Raw genomic sequence first — 25,899 nt, 5'->3', positions numbered from 1 at the left:
CTCCTATTCCGCGTTGGAAAAATCGAACTCCGCTAGGTCAATGCCCAGATCTTCCACCGTGGGCCAGTCCTGCGGAATCGCCGTCCCGCGCAGTTTACCGTGGTCGGCCGCCATGGCCACGGCCTCGGTGCCGAGGCGGAAGTGCTGTGGGCCTTCGGCAAGCGCATAGGCGATGAGCACGTGCAGGCACTTCACCCGCTCGGGCATGCCGCCGCCAGAGAAATCAGTGCCCAAGTCCTCAATCTTGTTGCGCTTGGCCAAGAAGTGCTCGTGGGCGTGGTGATAGTCCGCGGCGAGCTCTTTGTCCTCGGCTAAGCGGGACTCCATCCACTTCATCACGTGGGCGACCTCCAACCGGGAGGCTTCCGCGGTGAGGCGGGGATCGGTGAGGTAATACAGCGTGGGAAATGGGGTGCCATCCGGCAGCTTGGGAGAGGTTTTAATCACGGCCGGTTGGCCGTCCGGCGTGCGGAAGGATATCTCCAGCACGCCGCGTGGGGTGCGGCCCAATTGCTCGGAAACGATGGCTAAATCTGCATCAGTGACGGTCATGCGAACAATTATCGCACATCGCCGCTTTCCTCAGGCGCTGGCTCGATCGGCAGGTGATGCGACTCGCCCGCTGGGGCCTCTTCCTCGGGCGGCTGCGCCACCGAATCCCACAGCACCTCAAACCACGGGCGCGAATCCTCCTGCTCCTTGCTATTGGTCGTGACCTGGTTATCGGGCTGGATATTCGGATCGAGGATGCGGTACGCGGTCTCGCCCTGCTCTACCACGCCGAAGCGGCGCCGGGCTTCCTGCTTGATATAGTCCTCGGATTTATATTTATCGATCTCTTCCAACAGGGCATCTTTTTCATCCTGCTTCGCGGCAATCGATTCATTGAGCCGGGCAATTTCGGAGCGGCCGTGGTAGTAATTGCGCAGCGGCACCGCGATGATGACGAGCATCAACAAGACAAAGACCACGATGACGGTCATGCCGACGATGCTCATGCGATCGGGCTTGCGGTTCTTCTTTTCCTGCGCCCGCTGGGATTTGCGGATATCCGCAGCACGCGAGGCCACCGGAACCCTAGTGCGGCTCCGGCGGCGCTCCGTCTTCTTCTCACGTGCCATAGGGTTACTATCCTAGCGCCGCCACACCAGTAACACGGGCGTGGCACGCGCGGAAATTCACCAACTTTCTCGGGCGGTTTCAGCGCCCGGAACAGGTGCTGCGCAATGGACCTTTCGCGGCCACCCTACACAGAAAATGGTGACACAACGAGCAAGCCCCCGCCGCACCTTTTCGGGGTGCGACGGGGACTAAATTCCTAGCGGCGTCTAGCTTCTAGACTAGACCGCCAGGCCTTAAGCGTTGAAGCGTGGGAAGGCGGAGCGGCCGGCGTAGACGGCGGCATCGCCAAGCTCCTGCTCAATGCGCAGCAGCTGGTTGTACTTAGCCACGCGCTCGGAACGGGCCGGGGCACCAGTCTTGATCTGGCCGCAGTTGAGGGCAACAGCCAAGTCCGCAATGGTGGTGTCCTCGGTCTCGCCGGAGCGGTGGGACATCATGGTGCGGTAGCCGTTGCGGTGTGCAAGCTCTACGGCATCGAAGGTCTCGGTCAAGGTACCAATCTGGTTGACCTTTACCAGCAGCGCATTGGCTGCCTTCTTATCGATGCCCTCCTGCAGGCGAGCCGGGTTGGTGACGAAGAAGTCATCGCCGACGATCTGGACCTTATCGCCAATAGCGGCGGTCAGGGTGGTGTAGCCTTCCCAGTCGTCTTCCTGCAGTGGGTCCTCGATGGACACGATGGGGTACTCGTTGATGAGCTCCTCGTAGACCTTGGACATCTCCTCGGCGGTGTGCTCGCCGCCTTCGAAGTGGTACTTGCCGTCCTCGTAGAACTCGGAGGAAGCGACGTCGAGGGCCAGGGCAACGTCCTTGCCTGGCTCGAAGCCGGCCTTCTTGATGGCCTCAACGATGACGTCGAGCGCAGCGCGGGTGGAATCGACGGAAGGAGCAAAGCCGCCCTCATCGCCCAAACCGGTGGACAGGCCCTTGTCCTTCAGGACGGCCTTCAGGGAGTGGTATACGCCAGCACCGATGCTGAGAGCCTCGGTGAAGGTCTCTGCGCCGATGGGGGCAATCATGAACTCCTGCACGTCCACGCCGGAGTCAGCGTGGGAACCGCCGTTCAGGATGTTCATCATGGGAACGGGAAGAACGTGAGCGTTTGGGCCGCCGATGTAGCGGTAGAGCGGCAGCGCGGCGGACTCGGCCGCGGCCTTAGCGGTAGCGATGGAAACACCGAGGATGGCATTGGCGCCGAGGCGGGACTTATTATCCGTGCCGTCCAGCTTGATGAGCGCCTGGTCAATGAGGCGCTGGTCATCAGCTTCGAGGCCAGCGATTTCATCGCCGATTTCCTCGTTGATGTTTTCTACGGCCTTCTGCACGCCCTTGCCCAGGTAGCGGTCGCCGCCGTCGCGCAGCTCGTGTGCCTCGTGCACACCGGTGGATGCGCCGGAGGGAACGCCGGCAACGCCGTGGGCGCCGTCCTCCAAGAAGACCTCGGCCTCTACGGTCGGGTTACCGCGGGAATCCAGAATCTCGCGTCCAAATGCGTGGATGATACCAGCCATGCTGTAACTCACTCCTTATAGATGATGTTCGTCGCTGAGCCACTTAGTTCAGTTACAGGCCCAATTGTTCCAGAAAACCGCAACGCGTGAGGCTAGCGAGCCGGTTGCGGTACCGAGTAGGCATTGGCCGCGTGGGCTACCTTGTCCAGATATTCCCTGGACTGGTTGTAATTTAAGATGGCCTCTTCCCACTGATCCGGGTTACTGAGATCCCTATCACCAAAGCACAAGAGGTTCGCCGCGCCCAGGGCGGCATCGTCGATCTGGTTCGGGTCGGCCTTGCCATCGCCATTGGCATCGCCGCCGACGGACTCCCACGAGGTGGGGATGAACTGCAACGGACCTACCGCGCGGTCAAATTCCGTATCGCCGTCGATTTCGCCGTTATCGGTATCCGGAGTGTGCGCGGTGTTATTCGAGCCATCCAGGGTGATGCCGACGATCGGCGGCTGCGGGTAACCGTTGTCATCCAACTTGGAGGACTTAAACCAGTTGCCGTTATAGGTGCCGTGCCGGGTTTCTACAAAGCCCAAACCCGCGAGTGTATTCCACCGCAAATTGCAGCCCGGGTGCTGCTGCCGAGCGATAAGTTCCGCGTTGCCATAGGCACGCAGCGCCTGCGGCGGGATATCGGTCGCTTCTGCCAAATCCGATGCCCAGTGGGTGAGCTTATCGGCCGTGCGGCCCGGCGCGTTGACATCGATATTGGCCACCTCTTTTCCACCTACGGGCGGGGTGGCATCTGGGACCGAGGAATCATCGGTGGAATTGGATACAAATAGCCCCATTACCAGCGCAATGATGATTACTACGGCTAGCCCGCAGCCCCCGATTGTTCGCAGCAGCCTGTTCATGAGTAGCCATCCTACTAAGTGACATTCACCCCGCCGGATAACTACACGCGCCCGCCGCGCGTAAAAGTCCCTGAGACTCTTAGCCGGCTTTTACTCCCGCGATTTCCCCTCCGCCCAGAGGCGGTTTTGTTCTTCTACGCCCACTATGTCCACCGTGCCATCAAAGAGATACGGCGCGCGGGAGCGCAGCTTGCGCAGGAAACTAGCGGCGACATCGTCTAGCGAAAAGGAGGAAATCTCGGCGTGAAAAAGCACCTGCAGGAAGATATCCCCAAGCTCTTTGAGTAAATCTTCCTCGGGCGCGCGCTGGCGCACGGCCGCCGCAAATTCGCCTGCCTCTTCTTCTAGGTACGGCAGGAGGGATTCGTGGGTCTGCTCGCGCTCCCATTCGCCGATGCGCCGGGCCGTCGCCATGGCGCTGCGCGCCTGCATCACGGCATCGTCAAGCGACTCGGCCTTAATGACCTGCTCGCCGGTGGCAATGCGCGCTTGGGTTTCTGGATCGTGTTCATCGGTGGTGACCAAGGTGCCGGTGGCATCATCGCCGCTTAAGAGATCCGAAAAATTCCACCGCACTGATACCGGCACTTCCCCGGTGAACTGAACGGGTCCATATAACCTGCCATAGGCGCGCATGGGGATCATGGTGGGCCAGCGTTCATCGAGCAACAGGACTGTCATAGCTACAAAGTCTATCCCGTGTATTTTCTCAAGTTCCCTTTAACGGGGCAGGCGCGGTACTTTAGGCCAATGACCTCCAGCCAAAATAAGTCCCACTCGGTGTCGTTGTGGACGCTTGTCGCGCTGATTATCGGATCCACCGTCGGCGCGGGCATATTTTCGCTACCCCAAAATATTTCCTCCGTGGCGGGCCCAGGTGCCATGCTCATCGGTTGGTTGGTGGCGGGTATCGGCATGCTGTCTGTTGCCTTCGTCTTCCAGATTTTGGCGTACCGAAAACCCCACCTTGATTCCGGCGTCTATTCTTATGTGCGCGCTGGCCTGGGTGATTTCATCGGCTTTACCTCGGGCTGGGGCTATTGGCTGGGCTCGGTGATGGCGCAGGTAGGTTATGCCACCCTGTTTTTCAATACGATTGGGCATTACCTGCCGCTTTTCGATGCCGACCATAGGTGGCCCTCTGCCATCGCCGTCTCCCTCCTATCGTGGGGCATCTTCGCCGTATTGGCCCGCGGGGTGCAGCAGGCCGCCTTCATGAACCTGGTAACCACGATTGCCAAGATCGTCCCCATCCTGGCCTTCATCGTCTTGGTCGCGTTCATCGGCTTTAGCTGGGATAAATTCACCCTGGATTTCTGGGGCCAAAATTCCAATGCCAGCGTCTTTGAGCAGGTCCAAGGAATCATGCTCTTTACCGTCTGGGTCTTTATCGGCGTAGAGGGTGCCTCCGTCTATTCCAAGCAGGCCGCTAAGCGCACCGATGTCGGCCGCGCTACCGTCATTGGCTTCTTCTCCGTGCTGGCGCTCTTGGTCTCCGTATCCACCTTGAGCTTTGGCGTGATGACCAAAGAGGAGCTGGCCGCGCTGCCGGATAACTCCATGGCTTCGGTGCTTACGGAGGTCGTCGGCCCCTGGGGCGGCGCGCTGATTTCCATTGGCCTATGCCTTTCGGTCCTTGGTGCCTACGTTTCCTGGCAAATGCTGTGCGCTGAGCCCATCGTCATGATGGCCATCGATGGCCTAATCCCCCGCCGCATCGGCACCATCAATGTGGCCGGCGCCCCGTGGGTAGCCCAGTTGATTTCCACCTCCGCCATCCAGATCTTCATCGTCGTCTTCTACGTCAACGAGGCGTCTTATGCCGCGATGGTACAGCTCGCCACCATCATGTACCTCCTGCCCTATATCTTCTCCTCGCTGTATCTGTTGCTGCTAGCGATACGCGGCAAGGGCGTGACCCACCCGCACGCCGGGACGCGGTTCGATCTATCTGGGCCGGATATTCCCAGGCGCGAAAACCGGCGCCACTTTGGCATTGCGCTGGTGGCCTTTGTGTACTCGCTGTGGCTGATTTACGCCGCCGACCCGGTTTATATTCTCTTCGGCGCCCTCGCCGTTGTGCCGGGACTTATCCCGTATGTGCTCACCCGCCTATCGCGACGCGAGAAGCTTTTTAACCGATTTGAGTGGTCCATCGTCATCGTGGTGTTGGTGGCCGCCATCATCGCTGCGGTCGGCCTCGCCCAAGGATCGCTGGAGCTCTAGCCGCCTCGCCCGCCAGCCACGGGCCATCGCAAGTGGTCTTCAACACAGACAGTTTAGTACGGTTATAACACCCCACTTATTCCCGTGACTATCACTTTTTGGAGCACTTGTGACTCAAACGAATGTTGGCGTCATGCCCTCTGCCACTTATGCCGGTTCGGACACCGAAACAGGTAAGGCCTGGGCCGAGCGGATCAAAGAATTAGCGGAGCAGCGCAATGCCGTGATCCTGGCCCATAATTACCAGATCCCGGAGATCCAAGACGTTGCCCACCACACCGGTGATTCCTTGGCGCTCTCGCGCAAGGCGGCGGAAACCGATGCAGATATCATCGTCTTTTGCGGCGTGCACTTCATGGCGGAATCCGCCAAGATCCTTTCGCCAAATAAGAAGGTCCTCATCCCCGATGAGCGCGCTGGGTGTTCCCTGGCAGATTCCATCACCGCCGATGAGCTGCGCGCCTGGAAGGCCGAGCACCCCGATGCCCTCGTGGTCAGCTACGTCAATACCACCGCTGAGGTCAAGGCGCTAACCGATGTCTGCTGTACCTCCTCCAATGCCGTCGACGTGGTCAACTCGCTGCCGGCGGATAAAGAGATCCTCTTTTGCCCAGACCAGTTCTTGGGCGCCTACGTCAAGCGCGAGACCGGCCGGGAAAATATCCGCATTTGGGCCGGTGAGTGCCACGTGCACGCCGGCATTAGCGCCCAGCAGCTGACCCAACAGACCCAAGACAACCCGGACGCGGACCTGTACATCCACCCGGAGTGCGGCTGCTCCAATTCCGCGTTGTACCTGGCTAACGAGGGCTTGGTGCCACAAGAGCGCGTGCACATGCTCTCTACTGGGCAGATGATCACCCAGTCCCAGAAGCAGCCGCAGAACAAGGTGCTCGTTGCCACCGAGACCGGCATGCTGCACCAGCTGCGCCAGGCCGCCCCAGACATCGATTTCCAGGCCGTCAACGATCACGCCGAGTGCAAGTACATGAAGATGATCACCCCAGAGGCCCTGGAGCGCTGCCTGGTGGAAGAGACCGATGAGGTCACGGTGCCAGAAGATACCGCGAATGCGGCGCGCAAGTCCCTCGAGGCCATGATTTCCATTGGCAACCCCGGCGGAGGCGAGTAAATGGGAAACCTGCGCCTGCCGGATTGCTCCGGGCTCATTGCCACGGCCTTGGACGAGGATTTCGCTTACGGGCCGGATTACACCTCGCTTGCTACGGTGCCGGGTAAGGCCCTTTGCACGGCGGAGTTCACCGCGCGCGAGGCCGGCACCATCGCAGGCTTGGGCCTTATAGAGCAGGTCCTTGATGCGACCGCCCAGCGCTTGAGCCAGTGGGGCGTGGATACAGGCCCCACGCTTGGCGATGCCCCCTCTATCACCCTCCACTCCACCGACGGCGACCGCGTTGCCCCAGGCCAGGTCATCGCCACGGTGCAGGCCCCTACCCTTTTGGTGCTCGCCGCTGAGCGCACCATGCTCAATATGGTCTCGCACGCAAGCGCCATCGCGACGCAGACCCGGCATTGGGTCGATGCCATCGCAGCAGCGGCGGAGGACACAGGGACGCCAGAAAGCATTAAGCAGGCCCAGGTGCGCGATACCCGCAAGACGCTGCCTGGCCTGCGCGCGCTGCAGAAATACGCCGTGCGCGCCGGCGGCGGGGCGAACCACCGCATGGGCTTGGGCGATGCCGCCATGATTAAGGACAATCACGTGCTCGCCGTGGGCGGCAGCGTAGCAACGGCCCTGCGCCGCGTGCGCGAACATGCCCCGGACATCGCCTGCGAGGTCGAGGTCGATACCTTAGACCAGCTCGAGGAGGTACTCCCGCTGCACCCAGATATGGTGCTGCTGGATAACTTCGCGCTTGCCGATGTCCACACCGCCGTCCACCGCCGTCAAGCCCTTAGCCCAACCACGGCGCTAGAAGCCTCCGGCGGGTTGCAGCTTGAAAACGCCGGCGAGTATGGCGCCTCGGGCGTGGACTTTATCGCCGTCGGTGCCCTCACCCACTCGGTGCGCGTGCTGGATATCGGCTTGGACTTCTCCTAAGCGCCGACCGGCTACTCGCCTACGCTGATGACCGACCCGGCGCCGGCTTCCTCGCCGGAGACGTTGATGGGTTGGACATCAAAAAGCGCGCTCAAGAAGTCCGCCGCCCACTGGATGAGCTCCTCATCGCGCAGCTTGGGCGAAGTGACATTGCGCCCAGCCTTGGGGAAAGGCACATTGATGGCCTTGGCCGCGGCCCGGAAGCTCGAGCCCGGGTAGAGGCGCTTTAGGCGCACCTGCTTGGAATCGGGCAGTTCCACCGGGTGGAATTTCACGCGGGTGCCCTGCACTGTAATGTCTGCCACCCCGGCGCGGCGTGCCTGGTGGCGCAGGCGCGCCACGGCGAGCAAGCGCTCGACCTCCTTGGGCAAGGGTCCGAAGCGGTCTTCCATCTCCTCCCGCGCCGCCGCGAGATCCTTGTTGTCCTGCGAGGCCGCGAGCTTGCGGTAGACCTCGAGGCGCAGGCGCTCGGAATCGATATAGGACTCTGGAATGTGGGCATCCACGGGGAGATCGATGCGGATTTCCTTCGGACCCTCGTCTGTTACCGCAGGTGCCTCGCCGCGGGCCAGGGACTTGAAGGCCTCGACGGCCTCGCCGACTAAGCGCACGTAGAGGTCGAAGCCCACGCCTGCGATATGGCCGGATTGCTGGGCGCCTAGCACGTTGCCGGCGCCGCGCATCTCCAGGTCCTTCATGGCCACGGCCATGCCGGCGCCCAGATCGTTGTTCTGGGCGATGGTGGCCAGGCGGTCATAGGAGGTCTCGGTCAGCGTGGCACCCTTGGGGTACAGGAAGTAGGCATAACCGCGCTCACGGGAGCGGCCCACGCGCCCGCGCAGCTGGTGCAGCTGCGACAAGCCCATATGGTGGGCATTTTCCACGATGAGCGTATTGGCATTGGCGATATCCAGGCCGGTTTCCACGATCGTGGTACAGACCAAAACGTCATACTCACGGTCCCAGAATCCCTGGACGGTCTTTTCCAGCACGTCCTCATTCATCTGACCGTGGGCGACGACGATGCGCGCTTCTGGCACCAAGTCGCGCAGTTCGCGCGCCTTCTTTTCAATATCGGAGACCTTATTGTGGATAAAGAAGGTCTGGCCATCGCGCAAAAGCTCGCGCCGAATGGCGGCCGCGACCTGCTTGTCCTCGTAGGCACCGACATAAGTCAACACCGGGTGTCGATCCTCTGGCGGGGTGAGGATGGTCGACATTTCGCGGATGCCAGCCATGGACATCTCCAGCGTGCGGGGAATCGGCGTCGCGGACATGGTGAGCACGTCAACGCTGGCTTTCAGCGCCTTAATGTGTTCCTTGTGCTCTACGCCAAAGCGCTGCTCCTCATCGACGACGATAAGGCCCAAGTTCTTCCAGTGCACGCCGGTTTGCAGCAGGCGGTGCGTGCCGACGACGATGTCAATCGAGCCATCGGCAAGCCCCTTAAAGATCTCCGTTGCTTCCTTCTTGGAGGTAAAGCGCGATAGGACCGCTATCTTGACGGGGAAACCGGCCATGCGCTCGCTAAAGGTATCGAAGTGCTGCTGCGCCAGCAGCGTGGTCGGCACCAGGACGGCGACCTGGGTGCCATCTTGGACCGCTTTGAAGGCGGCGCGAATGGCGACCTCGGTCTTGCCATAGCCCACATCGCCGACGACCACGCGGTCCATCGGCACCGTGGATTCCATGTCCTCTTTCACCGCGTCGATGGCCAGCATCTGGTCTTCGGTTTCAACGAAGGGGAAATTATCCTCCATCTCCGCCTGCCAGGGGTTATCGGGCGCGAACTGGTGGCCCGGTGCAGCCTGGCGCTTGGCATAGAGATCCACCAATTCGCCGGCGATCTCGCGCACGGCGGCGCGCGCCTTCTTCTTGGTGTTCTTCCAATCCGAGCCGCCCATCTTGGAAAGGTGGGGCGATTCGCCGCCGGTGTATTTGCTCAGCAGATCCAGCGAATCCATCGGCACCCACAGCTGGTCCGCCGGCTGCCCGCGCTTGGAGGGCGCATACTCCAGCACGATGTATTCGCGCCGGCTGGTCTCATCGCCAGATTGGATGGTGCGCTCGGCCATCTTCAAAAACTTGCCGATGCCGTGCGTTTCATGCACCACAAAATCGCCCTGCTTGAGCGCCAGCGGGTCCACCTTATTGCGGCGCTTGGCCGGCCGCCGCTTAGCGTCTGCAATATCGCCAACGCGGTTACCGGTCAGATCCGTTTCCGTGACCACGACGAGCGGGAGTGCCTCAGCGTCTTTGAGCTTGCGCACCTTGGGAAAGACCAAGCCGGCATGGCTAAGCGCCTGATACAAGGTGACCTCGCCCGCGCTGGGTTCCCAACCGGGGGTTGCCACCTTGGTGCGAATGCCCTGCTCGGCAAAGCGTTCCACCATGCGCTTGATGGCGCCCTGCGCGGGCGCGATAAACGCCGCGCGCCCGCCGGCGTTGGTATGCGCGAGCAGCTGGGCCATCATGGCGTCGATTTCTTTGATATCTCCGCGCGGGGTGGGCCCGGGCTCGAACTCGAGCGGCAGGGTTTCTTCCTCTGGCCCGGCCAGCATGCCCGGTGGGGAAAATGTCCACAGCGGCTGGCCGGCCTCGCGAATGGAGACCTCCAGAGACTCAAAGGAGCGGTAGCTCGAACCTTCGGTATCGAGCCCTTCCGTGGACAAGGGGCCATCCGCGCCCATGGCCGCGGCCTCCCATCCGGCGGCCAGGAATTCCGCGTCGGTCTTTTCCAGATCCTCCACGCGGCGCCTGATCTTTTCCGGCGCCATCATCACCACGTGCGTGGCGGCGGGGAGGAACTCGGAGAGGGTGATCAGTGGGGCATCGGAAAGCACGGGCAAAACCGCCTCCATGCCTTCAGCCGGAATATGTTCGCTGACCTTGGTCAAAAGCTCCACCAGCGCCGGGTTTCCGGTATGCGTCGCCGCCAATGTGGCCGCGCGCTGTGCCACCGCATCCGTAATCGGCAGCTCGCGGGCGGTAAAGATATCCACGCGACCGACCTCGATTTCCGGGATGGTGCGCTGGTCAGCAACAGAAAACTGGCGGATATCGGTGACCTCATCGCCCCAAAACTCTACGCGCACCGGGTAATCCAGGGTGGTGGGAAAGACATCGATAATGCCGCCGCGGGTGGCAAACTCACCGCGCTTGGCCACCATGTCCACGTGCTTATACGCCCGAAATTCCAGGCTGCGCACCACATCATCGAAGTTATACTCGTGGTCTTCTTCCAGATGCACCGGGGCGCGGCCCTCGATGTCCTGCAGGATGGGCTGGGACAGCCCGCGTGCGGCCGTTACAATAATGCGCAGGTCATCAATGTTGTGCAGCACCTGCGCGCGCTTGCCGATGATATCCACGCCCGGGCTCAGCCGCTCGTGCGGCAGCGTCTCCCACGACGGGAACATCGCGACTTTATCGCCCATCATCGCGGTAAGCTCCGCGGTGAGATCCTCGGCTTCGCGGCTGGTGGCCGTGACCGCCAGCACCGGCGCATGGTGGGCCAAGGTGCCAAGAGCCCAAGGGCGCGCCTGATCGATACCCGTAATGTGCAGGTCCTGGCCCACATTGGCCACGAGCCCCTTAAGCTTCGGGTCTGTGGCCGCGACCTTAAGCAGACCTGCCAGCATTGGCGTCGCCATTTACTTCCTGCCTCCTAGCTTGGGCTTAATTTCCATACCGGACAAACCATTCCAGCATAGATTGACTATATGCGTAGCGACGACTTCCTTATCCGGTTTATCCGGGCTGCGCTCATCCAACCACCACTGCGCCGTGGTAGAGACCATGCCCACGAGGGCCTGGCCGTAAATATTGGCTAGCTCCGGATTAATACCGCGGTGCTCAAAGGCCTCGCCTAAGATATAGGCCACCTGCCCCACCGCGGCATTCAGCAGCGTGGAAAAGCTGCGTTCCTCGCCCGGCTTCGAATCGCGCACCAAGATGATGAAACCATCGGTTTCTTCCTCAACGTAATTCAGCAGCGCCATTACGGCCTGCTCGATGCGCTCGCGCCAGCTGCCCTCTTCTAAAGAATCCTTAATGACTTTTTCCAGCGCCAGCATCTCCCGATCCACGACCACCGCATACAGGCCTTCTTTGCCCCCAAAATGCTCGTAGACCACCGGCTTTGATACGCCGGCGCGGGACGCAATCTCTTCGACGCTGGTGCCTTCAAACCCCAATTCCGCAAAAGCGGCGCGCCCAATGGAAATCAATTGCTCGCGGCGCTCGCGCCCGGTCATTCTCTGTCGAACCATGCCCTCTACCCTATCCTTTGCCCCACCCCTACCTAGTAATTTGTTATTTACCCGGGGGCGTCAGGTACGCTATGACTACAGCATTCGCTGTGGTTCCCCATGGTGTAATCGGCAACACTGCGGTTTTTGGTACCGCCATTCTAGGTTCGAGTCCTGGTGGGGAAGCATTTTTATTGCCCGTTGACCGGTTTTCTGGTTACGGGCTCTTCTTTTTCTCCCGGTTGCCTTGAATTCTTGGGTCATTGCAGCAAAGCAAACGCCTCACAGGAAAGTGAGGCGTCGCGGTAAGTATGGGAATCAATGCGGTATGGATACCCGCTATTTATGGGTGATAAGTCTGAGACTTGGCCCATCTGGCGCTTGCTTTTAGTCTGAGACTATGGCTCCAGCACCTAGCCGGAACATACGTCATCTCTTCAACTCTGTCAAAGACTTCTCGTGGCTCATCTACAATTTCAGTGGGTCTGTCCGATAACCAGCAGGATGCGCAACGCCTTCGATTAAAACAGGTAGGTGCACAAGAGGAGATGACGAAGGAGAAGGGCTGCTCCTGCAACCACATTATTGAATCCCCACCGCTCAACGCTGTTGCTACCAGTTGGTCCGCCAATAAGAAAACCGTCCGGTGCGCTAGATGCGCATCGGACGGTTCCGCTGGGTTCTCAAAAAGAACCAATTATTGAGTGCTCTGTATAGTCACAAAGCCTATACAGAAGCAATATGACCTATTTAGCGGTCGACGCTAAGTACCAGGCCGTTCTTGTCGATGTCGATGTCAACGCCACCAACTTCAACTTCCCAGTAGCCGTCGTTGTCCCACTTGACCTTGCCTTCACCATTGTGGGCACGCTGCAGAACCTGGGTCACTTCATCCTTGGTCAGGCGCTCTTCGGTGAGGTCACGCTCTGCCTCACCGGAGTAACCGGTGATTTCGGTTGGCAGGTCGTTGGTAGCTGCGTTGCCACCAGCCTGGCCGCCCTGACCAGCGTTGCCGCCGTTCGCGTTAGCATCAGCACCAGAGGTAACGGTGACGGTTTCCTTGCCACCATTCTGGTTGCTCTGGTTGCCCTGATCAGTCGACGCAACAGTCTCGGTAACGGTCGCTGGGGCGGAGCTGCCGTTATCGCTGCAGGCCACCAGAGTCAGGCCCAGAGCGGCGGTTGCAGCTGCGATGGAAACGCGGCGGTAATTCTTCATTTTCATGTCTTCAACCCTTCTTGTGAGTCTTGTGAGTTTTCCCAACGTTTGCTGGGGAGGCGGTGTCTAGCCTCTGAGAACTCCAGCTCGACACGATTAGTGAGTATACCTATAGGGACATATCAATCAACTATCGCAAGCCCGAAATGTGAGGCATATATCACAGTAGCGCGCGACGTGACCGTGGTTATGCTTGCCTTAATACACTTAGCCGACCCTTCAAGACCAAAAGTCGCCACCGCATGAGCTCAGAAGGCTGATGTCACTTGTGTTCGTGAAGAAAGCTTTACGAATTTAAGCATTAAACCAGTAATGCGGACCGGAAGAGCCCCACAAAATCCCTATCTCTCCACCCCGCCGTGGAGGGGTCCCAACATCGGGCCTGCCTCTCGGAAACTGGACACAACGGGGTCAGGCCCCTAAATAGGTCGCGCTACCCCCACTAGCAATTCGTGACGGTAATATTTCTCAAATGCTGGCACTCTCCCTAGGAAAGGCACTCAACGTGAAAAGATTACTCTCTATTCTATTAATCTCTCCCATCGTCCTCGCTGGATGCAGCAACGACAGCAACCGAGAGGAAGACACGACTCAGGTTTCCGACAATCCAACCAATGAAAACACCGACGCGAAAAAGGCAGATAATAATGCCAACCCCAAGAGCGTAGAGGGGGACATTCAATCCGAGCTCGGCAAACTACACGGCGGCATGTGCGATGGCGACCTCAATCATTGCGAAGTTAATTTCACAATTGATGACATCACCCAGCTAGATGAATGTGACGCTCAAAAAATCGATGAACGTCCCGAAGGAACCAAACTTTACCGAGTTGAATCCACGGTAACTGCGAGCTCCGACGTCGACGTAGATCCTAACAATGAACCCTCTGACTTTCTCTGGGCGGCTCAGTGGTCAACACTCAATGCTGACGACGAAAACTACATCTTGACTGCCAACCAAGAGTGCATCTCCTCGGGTATGTCTGATTTTTATTGGGGTGACATCCGACGCGGTGACAAGCAAACTTACACGATGTATTTCAATATCCCCGAGGGCTCTCATGATTTTCGCTTGACGGTAGGCCCAAATCGTTGGTTCTGGGAACTGCCGTCATAAAGTTGCGGCAGTCTCGCGAAGGGTTTCTTTAATCCTTTCAAGGCGCAACTTGGAACCAATCCATAGAACACGTGGCCCGAGGGTGCTGAAGATCATCAAACGATGCTGGCCTCAGGACTTTCGGAGCCAGCATGAAGTACCACGTACGTGTCAGGAAGCGGGATTGACCATTTATTCTGGATAAATAGACAATCTTTCCTGATTCCAATTAGGAAACACGCCGTTTAACCCTGTGTGCCAATACCTTGTTTCCACACAGGGTCAAGGCATGCGCGGTACTGTGCCCTTTTATTTCTTGGCGTAGCGCATGCCTTCTATGACGTCGTCATTGTCAAAGATGACGGGTTGGCCGTACTCCAGATCAGGACCGTCATCGTATTTATGCATCAGGTAATCATTAAGCTGCTGCATATCCTTCACCGTTACCGCCTGGTAAGGCATATCGAAGGCGAGCTTCTCCAAGAATAGGTAGCCATCCTCATATGGCACGGCAACGCCGGTATGTCCGATGAAAAGCGTGGCCGGTTCGGTCAAGGTATCGTGCGAGAATACCGAGACCACTCGGGCATCGGTATCCGCGAACTCGATGCCGCGGTCTTTAAAATAAGCCTTGATATCGGCGATGTGCCGCCCCGGATCTTGCTCCATGGTGGTTTCCACATTCCCATAAAAAGCCTCAAACTTGGCACGCTCGGCTTCATCAAAGATTTGATCCGGCGCATTATCTAGGGACTGTTGATCTAGGAATAACAAGGAATCATTGGGGTTGTCCTGATCATCAACGGAAAAGAGCGAATCCGCCAGGGTGAAGGTATTGATGCGGCAATTGGTACCCACATAGTCCGCGTGATGATCATTCCAGGCCTTTGAAATGGCCTCCACGTCGTATTCTGGGTCTTGCGTCCCGTAATCCGTGAAGCCTTCGGCCACCATGCTCTCCGTCGGTACGGCAGTGTTATATTCGTCTACCAACTCAAAGAAGCCATCGATACTTTCTTGTGGCACTCCGGCATCGGCAAGCGCGGTGCGGGCTACTTCTTGCGATTGCTTATCGACGAGATTGCTCATCGTCATCCCAGCCAGAAGCTGAGACGCATCACCATCTGCGGTCGGAATCTCCGTATGCTGTGCGCCCGCCGCCTTTGACTGCGCGGCGGCACTGGAGGACGACGCAGATTCGGAACCACTCGCAGCTTGATTCGTGTCACCACTATCGGGATTCGAGCAGGCCGCTAACAATAAACACGCTGTCACAGTGGGGACAGTCAGGTAGGAAAAGCGCATCATCACATGCTAGCGAAAAGGGACCGTACACGATAGCCCCGTGAAAATAGGGCAGGCTTGATTTTCAACACTCCTAGCGGCACATCGTGTTGGTTCTTTATTGAGAAAACACCTCTATCCTCAGCTTTTTATACCCAACAAAGATATAATTCCTCTAGCAGGAGACATCCTCATCAAACATCTTCTGATCCACCTTGATGGCAACGGCGGCTCCAGCTCCCATGGCTTGAGGCATCTGGTCTGGAGAGCTGATGACATTTCCGGCGGCCCAAATTCCCTCACACGAAGTCATCCCAGAATCCGCTTTAATCCAACCGTTTTCTACAGCGCATCCAGCTTTCCTGAGAATCGAATCATTGGGAACAAATTCAGGCCCAGTAAAGCAAGCTTCGTATTCTCTCTTTTCCTGCCCTACGTCAAGAACTACGCCACCATCAAATCGCTCAGATTCTGTAACCCCTTGCACTAAATTAAGTTCGATCGTGATTCCTAGCGATTCCATACGTCGCTGTTCCTCTTTCGGAAGCTCCAATCCATTTGGATAGAAAGTCACTCGATCCGTCCACTTAGTGAGCAACATTGCTATGCGGAAAGTAAAGGGAGGGTTCTTTCCTCCAATGACGGCTAGGTTCTTATTTTTGACCTCGTAGCCATGACAGTAGGGGCAATGAAAAACTCGTGAGCCCCACAGCCGCTCTAGTCCGGGAACATCTGGCAAATCGTCAGTGATACCTGTAGCAACGATTACATGACGCGAGTAGATTACCTCACCGCTTTCCAATTCGGCTTTCCACCCAGATGAGTCATCCTCAAAAGGAGAGAGCAACTTTGCCTTTTCAGAGATAATCTCTCCTCCAAACGATTGAAATTCACGGCGGCCACTTTCCAGCATTTGAATAGGCGAAGCTGACTCAAAACCTAAAACTCCGTGGGAATGCTCGCTAAACCTATTCCGTGGCTGATGTGAGTCCACTAAGACGACAGACCGGTTCGCGCGAGCCAAAGTAATTGCTGCAGAAGTGCCCGCAAAACCGCCACCAATAATTACTACGTCCGTCCTCATAGAATTTCTTCCCTTCCCAACTGCTTAGTCATTGATAACCGAGTTTTCCTAATCCCATCTTAAGACAAAGCGAGTTAGGGAGCAGAGGCCGAATGCCTGCGGCTGCATTAATCGAGGATCCCACGAGTTAACAGATACGTTGAGACAATACGAACCGTTCGCACACATAGGCGATTTCCCTTACTCTCCACCATACTTATGTCCAGACCGGTTGATTTATTAAAAGCTGTTGAAGCTTCACGCCCCAGCCCGATGCCGGGGTGCGTACCGGCAACAATCACTCGTTACTCCTCTTCCGAAAGACCCTAGCGTTGGACAACTCTCCATATCAGACCCCCTATCCCACACAACCGGTCCCAGTTCCCACAACAAAGCCGAAAAAGCCGCTTTTTAAGCGGTGGCGGTTCTGGCTATTACTCGTCGGGGCCGCCCTCGTAGTGTTCATGGGCTTTATTTTTGTCATACTAAAGATAAGCGAAGCCCAAGATACTGAGGCTGCTTTGGATAAATGCCGCGAGCAAGTAACCAACCGGGCCAAGTATCCCGGCGGAGTCAGTTTTCCAGAAGAGATTGATATTCAGTCGCCAGATTCTATAACCGATTCGCCACGGACGTACCACGCCTTTGGCCAAGTTGATTTTCCCAATGGCTTTGGCACCCCAGTCCGAGAGTTCTATTCCTGCACCATCGTTGTTGATCTGGGTGATGTACAAGATTCCACTGTCCATGTTGCTAAAGATCCGCTTCGTTAATCTCTCTCGACCACAGTCACGACAATGTGGCCAATGTCGGAAAACTTTCTTCCATACCCCCACCCACATTGAAAGGAACCCTCACCATGAGTACCCCCTCCTCTTCTCCCTCTCCGTATTCCAATAACTCTCAACCCGCGGGCCAACCACCGGTGGGTCAACCACCAGCTGACGCGCCGCAGAAGAAAAAGGGCGGGTGCCTCAAATGGGGCGCAATCATCATCGGTGTCCTCATTGTTATTTCCATCATTGCGGGTTTGGGCGGCAGCGATGATGAAAACAGCAGCAGCACAAACTCCACGGACCAAACCACCCAGCAAGACACTGTGGAGGCCAACCCAGAAGAAGAGGCTCAGGAGGTTGACGCAGGCGAAGATTCTCACGCTGCGCAGGATGACCAGGACGTCCCGCGCGAATTCAAGAATGCCCTGAAGAGCGCCAAGGTGTACTCAGACACCATGCACATGTCCAAGCAGGGATTGTACGACCAGCTCAGCAGCGAGTACGGTGAGCAATTCAGCCCGGAAGCCGCCCAGTACGCCATTGATAATTTGGAAGCGGACTACCACGATAATGCTCTTCAAACGGCTCGCAATTACGAAGAAATGATGAGCATGTCCCCCAACGCCATCTATGACCAACTCGTCAGCGAATACGGTGAAAAGTTCACCGCAGAAGAAGCACAGTACGCAGTGGATAATCTGTAGTCACCCTCACTAGCATTGAGGCACCACTGCACTCGAAAGGATTCCTGCCATGAACGCTCCACACTCCACGTCTTCCCCGGGACCTGATGACGACTCCCAGGAGCCGTTGCCTTTAACCAAGGATCCATTCCTTAGGTGGAGCGTTCTTGTCCTTATTATCCTTGTCATCATCGCCATCGTCACCAACCTGCCTTAAAGCTGGCGACGGCATGGTCCGACTAGGCGTCTAGTCCGCTAGCGCTTGCGCCGGCCGCGGCGAAAACCTTTTAGCTCCGCCTTCTTGGCAATCGCGGCCACCTGTGCCGCGGTGTAGTTCACCGGCGCGACCCCGGCGCGCGGCAGGACCCAGCCCCGCCAGTAGGAGATGATGGCCATGCCACTGCCGACGATCGGGGAAACCACCATGCCCATGGCGAATTGGTCATAGGATGCAAAGGTCACCATGACGATGCCGGTGACGATGGATGGCACCGCGTAGAGGGGGCTGCCGCCGAAAATGGACGGGATTTGTCCAGAGGCGACATCGCGGACCATTCCCCCACCAACGGCGGTAAGAACTCCCAAAAATACGCACGGGATCATGGGCATGCCCGCAGCCAGTGCTTTCACGCAACCGGTGGTAGACCACATGCCCAAAATGATGGCATCGCCGTGCTCGCGGAAAATCTCCCACGCCTTTCCCTTCAGTTCAATGAGGAAGGCGGTCAGCGCGCCGGCGCAGGCAAGGCCCAGGTACCAGGGGTCTGAAATGGCGGCGGCGGGGCCGTCATCGATAAGCATGTCGCGGATCATGCCGCCTGCCAGGCCAGAGAAGAGGGCGAGGAAAATAAATCCCACGATGTCGAATTCGCGGCGGCGGGCAATCGTGCCGCCGATGATACCGTTCAAAGCCACTCCGATCAGATCGAAGGCCTGGTACATCGTGTTGATGAGGGGATCCACGTCGTGCATAACAACTACTGAACATAGCCGATCACACCGGTTTCGCCCTTTCCAGGGGTAGCGGGCGAGTAAGGTTGATAGCCGGTCTCTTATGGCCGGATTACAGTGTTATCCCGCTTTGTCTCGGTTATCTCGAAAGTTCTTTCATGTCTAACTCAAATGCCAGGTACTTCATCTGGTCCAATGGCCTGCAAAATTTAGGCGATCAGATCGTTGCCTCCAAAACAGTGCTGCCAGCGCTTTTTAATGCGGCAGGCGTTCCCGCCTTCTTCACCGGCCTGCTTACCCCTATCCGGGAATCTGGCTCCATGCTGCCGCAGGCCGCCCTTACCCCCTGGGTGACCACGCACCGCGCCCGCAAGCGCTTGTGGATGATCGGCTCAACCGGCCAAGCCATCTCCGGCGCCGTCATTGCCCTCGCCGCATTCTTTATCCGTGGCGCATGGCTGGGTGTGGTCGTGCTTCTCGCCTTGGCGGCGCTGTCCTTATTCCGCGCTCTGTGTTCTATTGCGGGAAAGGACGTGCAGGCGCGCACGATTTCCAAGGGCCAGCGCGGCCGGGTCACCGGATCAGCAGCGGCCTTGGGCGGCGGGGCTACTCTGCTTGCCGGCGTCATCTTATTCCTCTTGGGGGATCTCACGATTTCCACTATGGGCATCGTTTTATTGGTCGGCGCTTCTACCTGGGCCATTGCCACGTGGGTATTTTCGCACGTGGAAGAGCCGGTGCCGGAGGGGGAGCAAGAGGGCATCGATAAGAGCTGGTGGTCAGATACCTGGAAGCTTTTTACTGGCGATGCCCAATTCCGCAACTTCGTCATCGTTCGCTCCCTGCTGCTGGTCTCGGCGCTTTCTACCGCATTTATCGTGCTGCTGCACGATGACCTTTCCGGCATCTACGGCTTCGTGCTTGCCTCCGGTCTGGCTTCGCTCGTGGGTGGGCGCGTTTCTGGCATATTTTCGGATAGATCCTCCAAGAACACTATGGCGGCTGGTGCGGCCATTTCCTCCGTCATCATCCTGCTCATCGTGGCTGGTTCCCATTGGGCCCCAGACTCCGTGAATGCTTGGGTCATGCCGCTCGGCTTCTTTGCCGTCAACCTCGCGCATACGGCAGTCCGCGTGGCCCGAAAGACCTACGTTGTGGATATGGCCGGCGGCGATAAAAGGACGCAGTACGTGGGTGCCGCTAATACAATGATGGGCATTATTTTGCTCATCGTGGGTGGTATTTCTTCCGTCATTGCCCTCGCGGGGCCAGAGGCAGCGTTGATTTTCTTGGCGCTCGTTGGCTTTGTTGGCGTGTGGCGCGCGGGCAGCCTAAAGGAGGTTTCTCGCACATAGTTTAAATAGGGACTATATGATGAAGCCCGAAGAACTAATCAAACTCAACCCCCAGGAGTTTTGTTGACCGTGGAAGCAACTACCCCAAGTGCCGTCGTCGTCCTCGCGGCGGGCGCCGGCACGCGCATGAAATCCACAAAGCAAAAGACTTTGCACGAAATTGGCGGTCGCACGCTGCTTGGACACGCACTGCACGCCGCGGCGGGAATTAATCCAGACCACCTCGTGACCGTCGTGGGCCACCAGCGCGAGCAGGTCTCACCCGTCGTAGAAAAGATTTCGAATGAGCTGGACCGCGAGGTTGTGCAGGCCGTGCAGGAAGAACAGCGCGGTACCGGCCATGCCGTGTCCTGCGGGATTTCCCCGATTTCGGATTTTGAAGGCACCATCATCGTTACCAATGGTGACGTGCCGCTTTTGACCCCAGAAACCATCGAGGGCCTGCGCGATACCCACACCGTTCAAGGCAATGCGGTCACGGTATTATCCATGCGCCTTGCAGATCCCACCGGTTATGGCCGCATCATTCGCGACACGGACGGGTCTGTGTCCGCCATCGTGGAGCACAAGGATGCCACCGATGAACAGCGCTTGGTTGATGAGGTCAATTCCGGCGTTTTCGCTTTCGATGCGGCAGCATTGCGCGATGCCCTAACCAAGCTTGATACCAATAATGCGCAGGGCGAGCTCTACATTACCGATGTCCTCGAAATCGCCCGCACCGCTGGGCATGGCGTGGGTGCGCACGTGGCCGCGGATCCGCAGGAACTCGCCGGCGTCAATGACCGCGTGCAGCTGGCCGCCGCTGGCCGCGAGCTCAACCGCCGCATGGTGGAAAAGGCTATGCGCGGTGGCGCCACCATCATCGATCCAGAGACCACTTGGATCGGTGTCAATGTCACCATCGGCACCGATGTCACCATCCACCCCGGCACCCAGCTGTGGGGTGCAACGAGCATTGCCGATAATGCCGAGATCGGCCCAGATTCCACGTTGACGAATATGCAGATCGGTACCGGCGCGTCCGTCGTCCGCACCCACGGCAGCGATTCCGTCATCGGCGTCAACGCCAAGATCGGGCCTTTTACCTTTATTCGCCCGAATACCATCGTGGGCGAAGACGGCAAGCTCGGCGGCTTCGTGGAGGCGAAGAATGCCGAGCTCGGCCGCGGTACCAAGGTGCCGCACCTTACCTATATTGGTGATGCCACCGTGGGCGAGGAATCCAATATCGGGGCATCCTCGGTCTTCGTCAATTACGACGGTGTGAACAAGCACCACACCACCATTGGCAGCCACGTGCGCACCGGCTCGGATACGATGTTTATCGCTCCGGTCAATGTCGGTGATGGCGCGTACTCCGGTGCGGGTACAGTAATTAAAGACGATGTTCCCGCGGGAGCACTCGTAGTCTCCGGTGGCAAACAGCGCAATATCGAAGGCTGGGTTGAAAAGAAGCGTCCGGGCACCCCAGCGGCAGAAGCCGCAGCCCGTGCACAGGACAACGAAAAGTAAAGGGGCATATTCTCCTATGACTGGCAAGGTAACTGGTAGTAGCAAGAACATGAAGCTCTTTTCTGGGCGCGCACACCCAGAATTGGCAGAGGCAGTGGCAAAGGAACTTAACACCGATCTGGTTCCTACCACCGCCCGGGACTTCGCCAATGGCGAAATCTTTATCCGCTTCGAAGAGTCCGTGCGCGGCGCTGACTGCTTCGTCATGCAATCGCATTCCCAACCGCTCAATAAGTGGTTGATGGAACAGCTCATCATGATCGATGCGTTGAAGCGTGGTTCCGCCAAGCGCATCACCGCAATCTTGCCGTTCTACCCATATGCGCGTCAGGATAAAAAGCACTTGGGCCGCGAGCCCATCTCCGCCCGCCTGGTCGCAGACCTCCTGCAAGCAGCCGGTGCGGACCGCATCGTCTCAGTGGATCTGCACACGGACCAGATTCAGGGCTTCTTCGACGGCCCTGTGGACCACATGCACGCCCAGCCCATCTTGACTGACTACATCAAGTCCAAGTACGCCACCGATAACATCGCCGTCGTCTCCCCCGATGCCGGCCGCGTGAAGGTCGCCGAAAAGTGGGCCCACGACTTGGGCGATGCCCCGCTGGCTTTCGTGCACAAGACCCGCTCCAATACCGAGGCCAATAAGACGGTCTCCAACCGCGTGGTGGGTGAAGTTGAGGGCAAGGACTGCGTGCTTCTCGATGACATGATTGACACCGGCGGCACCATCGCCGGCGCCGTGCGCGTCCTCAAGGAAGCAGGTGCAAAGAAGGTCATCATCGCCTGCACCCACGGCGTCTTCTCTGACCCCGCCCGCGAGCGCCTGTCCGAGTGCGGTGCCGAGGAAGTCATCACCACCGATACCCTGCCGCAGTCCACCGAAGGCTGGTCCAACCTCAAGGTCCTGTCCATCGCCCCGCTTCTGGCTCGGACCATCCACGAGATCTTCGAAAACGGTTCCGTGACTACCCTTTTCGACCGCGCATAAGCGTTTAGCCGGTCGCACTACACCTCACACCCCGCCCTTCGCGCTCACCGTGAACGGCGGGGTGTTGGTGTTTTCCATCCCCGCCCGTGAGCGCCGAGGGCGGCGCAGGTACACGCAAGCACTACCGCCTGCTGTTCTCCCACCCGCCCTTCGCGCTCACTGCGTAACCCGAGCTACAGACATACGCGCCGCCGGTGAGCGCGAAGGGCGTAATCAGAGGAAAGGGCGCGAAGGAAGATTAACGGGGTGGGTTTTGGTTTCGTCGGCCGAGAGATGCTAATCTAACTCAGTCTCGGCGAGGGCGACTCAAAAATTGGGAAGCCGTTATCGACGCGATTGAAGTTAGAGCATGTTGCTTTTATTGACGCCTGCGATGACTCGTCCAAGACGTTCATCGGCAGGCTTTCGTCGTTTTTATAACTTCGATAGCCTCGCCGCACTACACCGACAAAGGAGATTGCATCATGGCAGAGCGCCCAATTATTAAAGCAGAACCACGTACCGTCTTTGGCAAGGGCTACGCCCGCCGCCTGCGCCGCGACTGGAAGGTTCCCGGCGTAATCTACGGTAGCGACCAGGAGCCCGTACACTTCGCAGTGCCGCTGCTGGACATCCAGTCCCTCGTTCGCAACAACGGTGTCAACGCCGTTCTGGAGCTCGAGATTGAGGGCGAGCAGTACCTGACCATGGTCAAGAACGTTGACCAGAACGTGCTCACCATGGACATCGACCACGTTGACCTGCTGCTGATTAAGCGCGGCGAGAAGGTCGAGGTTGAGGTTCCGATTACCCTGACCGGCGAGTCCGCACCGGGCACCATGCACATCCAGGATGCAGACGTCCTCATGGTTGAGGCTGACGTACTGAACATTCCGGAAGAGATCGAGCTGTCCATCGAGGGCCTCGAGGACGGCGAGGTCATCACCGCCGCCGACATCACTATGCCGGAAGGCACCACCCTGGTGGCAGACCCAGAGACCGTTATCCTCTCCATCACCCTGCCTGAGGTTGACGAGGAGCTCGAGGAGGCCGCTGAGGCTGCCGAGGAAGGCGGCGCCGACGCTGGTGCCGACTCCGTCGACGAAGAGGGCGAAGGCGAGTCCTCCGAGTCCGACGACTCCGAGGAGTAATTTCCCACTCCCCCAAACGCATATCGCCGTGAGCATTGCTGCTCACGGCGATATCGTGGTTTTATAGATGGTTTTATAAATCTTGTCCGGCAAGTTCACGAATTCTAGGCGTGATTTCGATCTTGCCTTTGCCTTCCTTAGCGCGTTTGATAATGAGCCGCGCAGCAGCAACTTTGCTACTAGGAATCTTTTCGGTTTCGCGAGCAACTTCAGGTAGTTTTTCGGGCATGGGACGCACCTCCTTAATCACTACGATACTTCTCCAAGTCCACCGCTGTAAGAGGTATTTTTAGCAACCGAGCAGCAATGATACTCGGCGGCTTATTCTATGGAGCATGGAATTGTATTTCCAATAGAATTTCAATCTATGCGACAATAATGCAGTGACTCCACTACTCGTAGTAGGCCTTGGCAATCCTGGCCCGAAATATTCAGGCACGCGGCACAATATCGGCTTCGACGTTGCCGATGAGCTCGCCGGTGAATTAATGAGCAGCTTTTCGGTACATAAGAAGACTAATACCGAGGTTGCGGAAGGAATGCTATCCGGCCGCAAGGTAATCTGCGCTAAACCGCGGTCCTTTATGAATCTTTCTGGCGGGCCGATCAAGGCACTCGCCCAGTACTTCCATCTGGCGCCCGCGGATATTGTGGTGGTGCACGATGAATTAGAGTTCGACTTCGGGACCGTGAAATTGCGCCAAGGCGGTGGCGATCACGGGCACAACGGTCTGCGCTCTACTACGAAGTCGCTCGGTACTAAGGACTATCAGCGTCTTTCCATCGGCATCGGAAGGCCGCCAGGCCGGATGGATCCGGCATCGTTTGTGCTCAAGCCATGGTCCAAGCAAGAAAAGGTGGAAATCCCTATCCTCTGCGCTGACGCGGTAGCAGAAATAAGGAGTGCGCTAGACTAGCTGGCATGAAATTGGCTACTCTTCGCACCGCGTTCGGCACCTCCGCAATCCGCATTGAAGGCGATAATGTGGGAGTGGAGCTGGACTACGAAGACGTAGGAGCGCTGCTGCGCAGCGAAGATTGGCGCAAGGCCGCCCAGCTATCCGGCGTGCCAATAGTCTTTGATCAGCATGATTTAGAAGCAGTCGTCCCAACGCCGGGGAAGATCATCTGCGTAGGCCTTAATTACGCCAAGCATATCCGGGAAATGGGCCGCGACTTTCCCGAGCACCCCACGCTGTTTATCAAGTTCGCCGATGCCCTGACCGGCCCCTTCGATGACGTCTATATCCCCGAATACGCTACCCAGAAGCTGGACTATGAGGGTGAGCTTGCGGTGGTCATCGGCGAGCGCGCGCACCGCGTAACCCGCGCGGACGCATTGGATTACGTGGCGGGGTATTCCATCATGAATGACTACACCCTGCGCGATTTTCAGCGCCAGACCAGCCAATTCCACGCTGGCAAGTCTTTTTATCGCACCGCAGGGTTTGGGCCTTGGCTGACCACCCCTGATGAATGGGCGCCAGGTGGTAGCGCGCGGCTGACCACCACGGTTAATGGCGAGGTGCGCCAGCAAGACAATACCGATGACCTCATCTTTTCCATCGCTGAGCTCATCGAATTTTGCTCACAGCTCTATCCCCTCAACCCCGGTGACGTCATCGTGACCGGTACGCCCGAAGGCGTTGGGTTTGCCCGCGACCCGCAACAATTCCTCCAGGATGGCGATACGGTAGCCATCGATATCGAAGGGCTCGGCCATATTTCTAATACCACTCGCTACGGCGAGCCCGGCCTCTAAGCCTGTTGCACATACCCCGCACATGCTGTGGCTGGGTTCTCACTCCAACG

The 25,899-nt window shown here is 58.0% G+C and carries 25 protein-coding genes; 13 read left to right on the top strand and 12 right to left on the bottom strand.

The genetic code is table 11. The annotated features are described in order from the left end of the window. Nucleotides 1–3: 3 nt before the first annotated feature. The 5 genes from HMPREF1287_RS00765 to HMPREF1287_RS00745 form a co-directional block, all read right to left on the bottom strand. Nucleotides 4–552: a DUF501 domain-containing protein gene (locus HMPREF1287_RS00765; protein WP_023017682.1), complete on the bottom strand. Its 549-nt coding sequence runs from the start codon at nt 550–552 to the stop codon at nt 4–6. A gap of 8 nt (nt 553–560) precedes the next feature. Next, nucleotides 561–1,121 (bottom strand): septum formation initiator family protein, encoded by a 561-nt coding sequence (locus HMPREF1287_RS00760; protein WP_005282089.1) that lies wholly within the window; start codon nt 1,119–1,121, stop codon nt 561–563. Between the two features lie 234 nt (nt 1,122–1,355). Then, on the bottom strand, nt 1,356–2,633 hold the full coding sequence (eno, locus tag HMPREF1287_RS00755) for a phosphopyruvate hydratase (protein ID WP_023017681.1): 1,278 nt from the start codon (nt 2,631–2,633) through the stop codon (nt 1,356–1,358). Between the two features lie 92 nt (nt 2,634–2,725). Then, a complete protein-coding gene (locus HMPREF1287_RS00750) occupies nt 2,726–3,487 on the bottom strand; it encodes a lytic transglycosylase domain-containing protein (protein WP_005280013.1) in 762 nt (253 codons plus the stop codon). A gap of 90 nt (nt 3,488–3,577) precedes the next feature. Further along, on the bottom strand, nt 3,578–4,168 hold the full coding sequence (locus HMPREF1287_RS00745) for a MazG nucleotide pyrophosphohydrolase domain-containing protein (protein ID WP_023017680.1): 591 nt from the start codon (nt 4,166–4,168) through the stop codon (nt 3,578–3,580). Nucleotides 4,169–4,237: 69 nt separating this feature from the next. Between HMPREF1287_RS00745 and HMPREF1287_RS00740 the strand changes: the two genes are divergently transcribed. From HMPREF1287_RS00740 to nadC, 3 genes are all read left to right on the top strand, one after another. Beyond that, complete coding sequence (locus HMPREF1287_RS00740; RefSeq protein WP_023017679.1) at nt 4,238–5,713, top strand: amino acid permease; 1,476 nt, start codon at nt 4,238–4,240, stop codon at nt 5,711–5,713. A 133-nt stretch (nt 5,714–5,846) separates the two neighbouring features. Next, complete coding sequence (gene nadA / locus HMPREF1287_RS00735; RefSeq protein WP_042403631.1) at nt 5,847–6,845, top strand: quinolinate synthase NadA; 999 nt, start codon at nt 5,847–5,849, stop codon at nt 6,843–6,845. Further along, on the top strand, nt 6,846–7,775 hold the full coding sequence (gene nadC / locus HMPREF1287_RS00730; protein ID WP_023017677.1) for a carboxylating nicotinate-nucleotide diphosphorylase: 930 nt from the start codon (nt 6,846–6,848) through the stop codon (nt 7,773–7,775). Nucleotides 7,776–7,786: 11 nt separating this feature from the next. Here nadC and mfd read toward each other — a convergent pair whose 3' ends face one another. The 3 genes from mfd to HMPREF1287_RS00715 all read right to left on the bottom strand — a co-directional run bounded on the left by mfd (nt 7,787) and on the right by HMPREF1287_RS00715 (nt 13,249). Continuing rightward, on the bottom strand, nt 7,787–11,428 hold the full coding sequence (gene mfd / locus HMPREF1287_RS00725; RefSeq protein WP_023017676.1) for a transcription-repair coupling factor: 3,642 nt from the start codon (nt 11,426–11,428) through the stop codon (nt 7,787–7,789). Then, entirely contained in the window at nt 11,429–12,046 is a 618-nt protein-coding gene (locus tag HMPREF1287_RS00720) for a TetR/AcrR family transcriptional regulator (protein ID WP_005282075.1), read from the bottom strand. Between the two features lie 729 nt (nt 12,047–12,775). Continuing rightward, on the bottom strand, nt 12,776–13,249 hold the full coding sequence (locus HMPREF1287_RS00715; protein ID WP_005280005.1) for a hypothetical protein: 474 nt from the start codon (nt 13,247–13,249) through the stop codon (nt 12,776–12,778). Between the two features lie 466 nt (nt 13,250–13,715). Here HMPREF1287_RS00715 and HMPREF1287_RS00710 point away from each other — a divergent pair, with 466 nt between their 5' ends. Beyond that, nucleotides 13,716–14,360, top strand: coding sequence for a hypothetical protein (locus HMPREF1287_RS00710; RefSeq protein WP_023017675.1), 645 nt, complete (start codon nt 13,716–13,718; stop codon nt 14,358–14,360). Between the two features lie 288 nt (nt 14,361–14,648). On the opposite strand, the gene HMPREF1287_RS00705 is transcribed toward HMPREF1287_RS00710, so the two are convergent. Together HMPREF1287_RS00705 and HMPREF1287_RS00700 are read right to left on the bottom strand one after the other, a co-directional pair. Next, nucleotides 14,649–15,428 carry a DUF4300 family protein gene (locus tag HMPREF1287_RS00705; protein WP_023017674.1) on the bottom strand — a complete coding sequence of 260 codons (780 nt, stop codon included), beginning with the start codon at nt 15,426–15,428 and terminating at the stop codon, nt 14,649–14,651. A gap of 370 nt (nt 15,429–15,798) precedes the next feature. Then, nucleotides 15,799–16,707 (bottom strand): NAD(P)/FAD-dependent oxidoreductase, encoded by a 909-nt coding sequence (locus tag HMPREF1287_RS00700; protein WP_023017673.1) that lies wholly within the window; start codon nt 16,705–16,707, stop codon nt 15,799–15,801. 443 nt (nt 16,708–17,150) lie between these two features. On the opposite strand from HMPREF1287_RS00700, the gene HMPREF1287_RS12380 reads away from it, so the two are divergent. The 3 genes from HMPREF1287_RS12380 (at nt 17,151) to HMPREF1287_RS12550 (ending at nt 18,362) form a co-directional block, all read left to right on the top strand. After that, nucleotides 17,151–17,459 carry a hypothetical protein gene (locus HMPREF1287_RS12380; protein ID WP_156905112.1) on the top strand — a complete coding sequence of 103 codons (309 nt, stop codon included), beginning with the start codon at nt 17,151–17,153 and terminating at the stop codon, nt 17,457–17,459. Nucleotides 17,460–17,545: 86 nt separating this feature from the next. Beyond that, entirely contained in the window at nt 17,546–18,166 is a 621-nt protein-coding gene (locus HMPREF1287_RS00690) for an Ltp family lipoprotein (RefSeq protein ID WP_005280001.1), read from the top strand. Between the two features lie 49 nt (nt 18,167–18,215). Next, entirely contained in the window at nt 18,216–18,362 is a 147-nt protein-coding gene (locus tag HMPREF1287_RS12550) for a hypothetical protein (RefSeq protein ID WP_023017671.1), read from the top strand. Between the two features lie 38 nt (nt 18,363–18,400). On the opposite strand, the gene HMPREF1287_RS00685 is transcribed toward HMPREF1287_RS12550, so the two are convergent. Beyond that, nucleotides 18,401–19,117 carry a trimeric intracellular cation channel family protein gene (locus HMPREF1287_RS00685; protein ID WP_005279998.1) on the bottom strand — a complete coding sequence of 239 codons (717 nt, stop codon included), beginning with the start codon at nt 19,115–19,117 and terminating at the stop codon, nt 18,401–18,403. A gap of 137 nt (nt 19,118–19,254) precedes the next feature. Between HMPREF1287_RS00685 and HMPREF1287_RS00680 the strand changes: the two genes are divergently transcribed. From HMPREF1287_RS00680 to HMPREF1287_RS00665, 4 genes are all read left to right on the top strand, one after another. After that, nucleotides 19,255–20,451 (top strand): hypothetical protein, encoded by a 1,197-nt coding sequence (locus HMPREF1287_RS00680; protein WP_023017670.1) that lies wholly within the window; start codon nt 19,255–19,257, stop codon nt 20,449–20,451. 69 nt (nt 20,452–20,520) lie between these two features. Then, entirely contained in the window at nt 20,521–21,966 is a 1,446-nt protein-coding gene (gene glmU, locus HMPREF1287_RS00675) for a bifunctional UDP-N-acetylglucosamine diphosphorylase/glucosamine-1-phosphate N-acetyltransferase GlmU (RefSeq protein ID WP_023017669.1), read from the top strand. 16 nt (nt 21,967–21,982) lie between these two features. Next, on the top strand, nt 21,983–22,957 hold the full coding sequence (locus HMPREF1287_RS00670) for a ribose-phosphate diphosphokinase (protein WP_005279993.1): 975 nt from the start codon (nt 21,983–21,985) through the stop codon (nt 22,955–22,957). 464 nt (nt 22,958–23,421) lie between these two features. After that, a complete protein-coding gene (locus HMPREF1287_RS00665) occupies nt 23,422–24,087 on the top strand; it encodes a 50S ribosomal protein L25/general stress protein Ctc (RefSeq protein WP_005279991.1) in 666 nt (221 codons plus the stop codon). 73 nt (nt 24,088–24,160) lie between these two features. Here HMPREF1287_RS00665 and HMPREF1287_RS00660 read toward each other — a convergent pair whose 3' ends face one another. Next, nucleotides 24,161–24,316 carry a hypothetical protein gene (locus HMPREF1287_RS00660; RefSeq protein WP_023017668.1) on the bottom strand — a complete coding sequence of 52 codons (156 nt, stop codon included), beginning with the start codon at nt 24,314–24,316 and terminating at the stop codon, nt 24,161–24,163. 154 nt (nt 24,317–24,470) lie between these two features. Here HMPREF1287_RS00660 and pth point away from each other — a divergent pair, with 154 nt between their 5' ends. Further along, on the top strand, nt 24,471–25,004 hold the full coding sequence (gene pth, locus HMPREF1287_RS00655) for an aminoacyl-tRNA hydrolase (protein WP_005279989.1): 534 nt from the start codon (nt 24,471–24,473) through the stop codon (nt 25,002–25,004). Between the two features lie 5 nt (nt 25,005–25,009). Then, nucleotides 25,010–25,849 (top strand): fumarylacetoacetate hydrolase family protein, encoded by an 840-nt coding sequence (locus tag HMPREF1287_RS00650; RefSeq protein ID WP_023017667.1) that lies wholly within the window; start codon nt 25,010–25,012, stop codon nt 25,847–25,849. Nucleotides 25,850–25,899 lie beyond the last annotated feature (50 nt).

The sequence above is a fragment of the Corynebacterium sp. KPL1986 genome (assembly GCF_000477975.1).
In the GTDB taxonomy this organism is placed as follows: Bacteria; Actinomycetota; Actinomycetes; order Mycobacteriales; family Mycobacteriaceae; genus Corynebacterium; species Corynebacterium accolens.
Note: the sequence above shows the minus strand (reverse complement) of the source record. Positions and strands in the feature narration are given on the sequence as shown.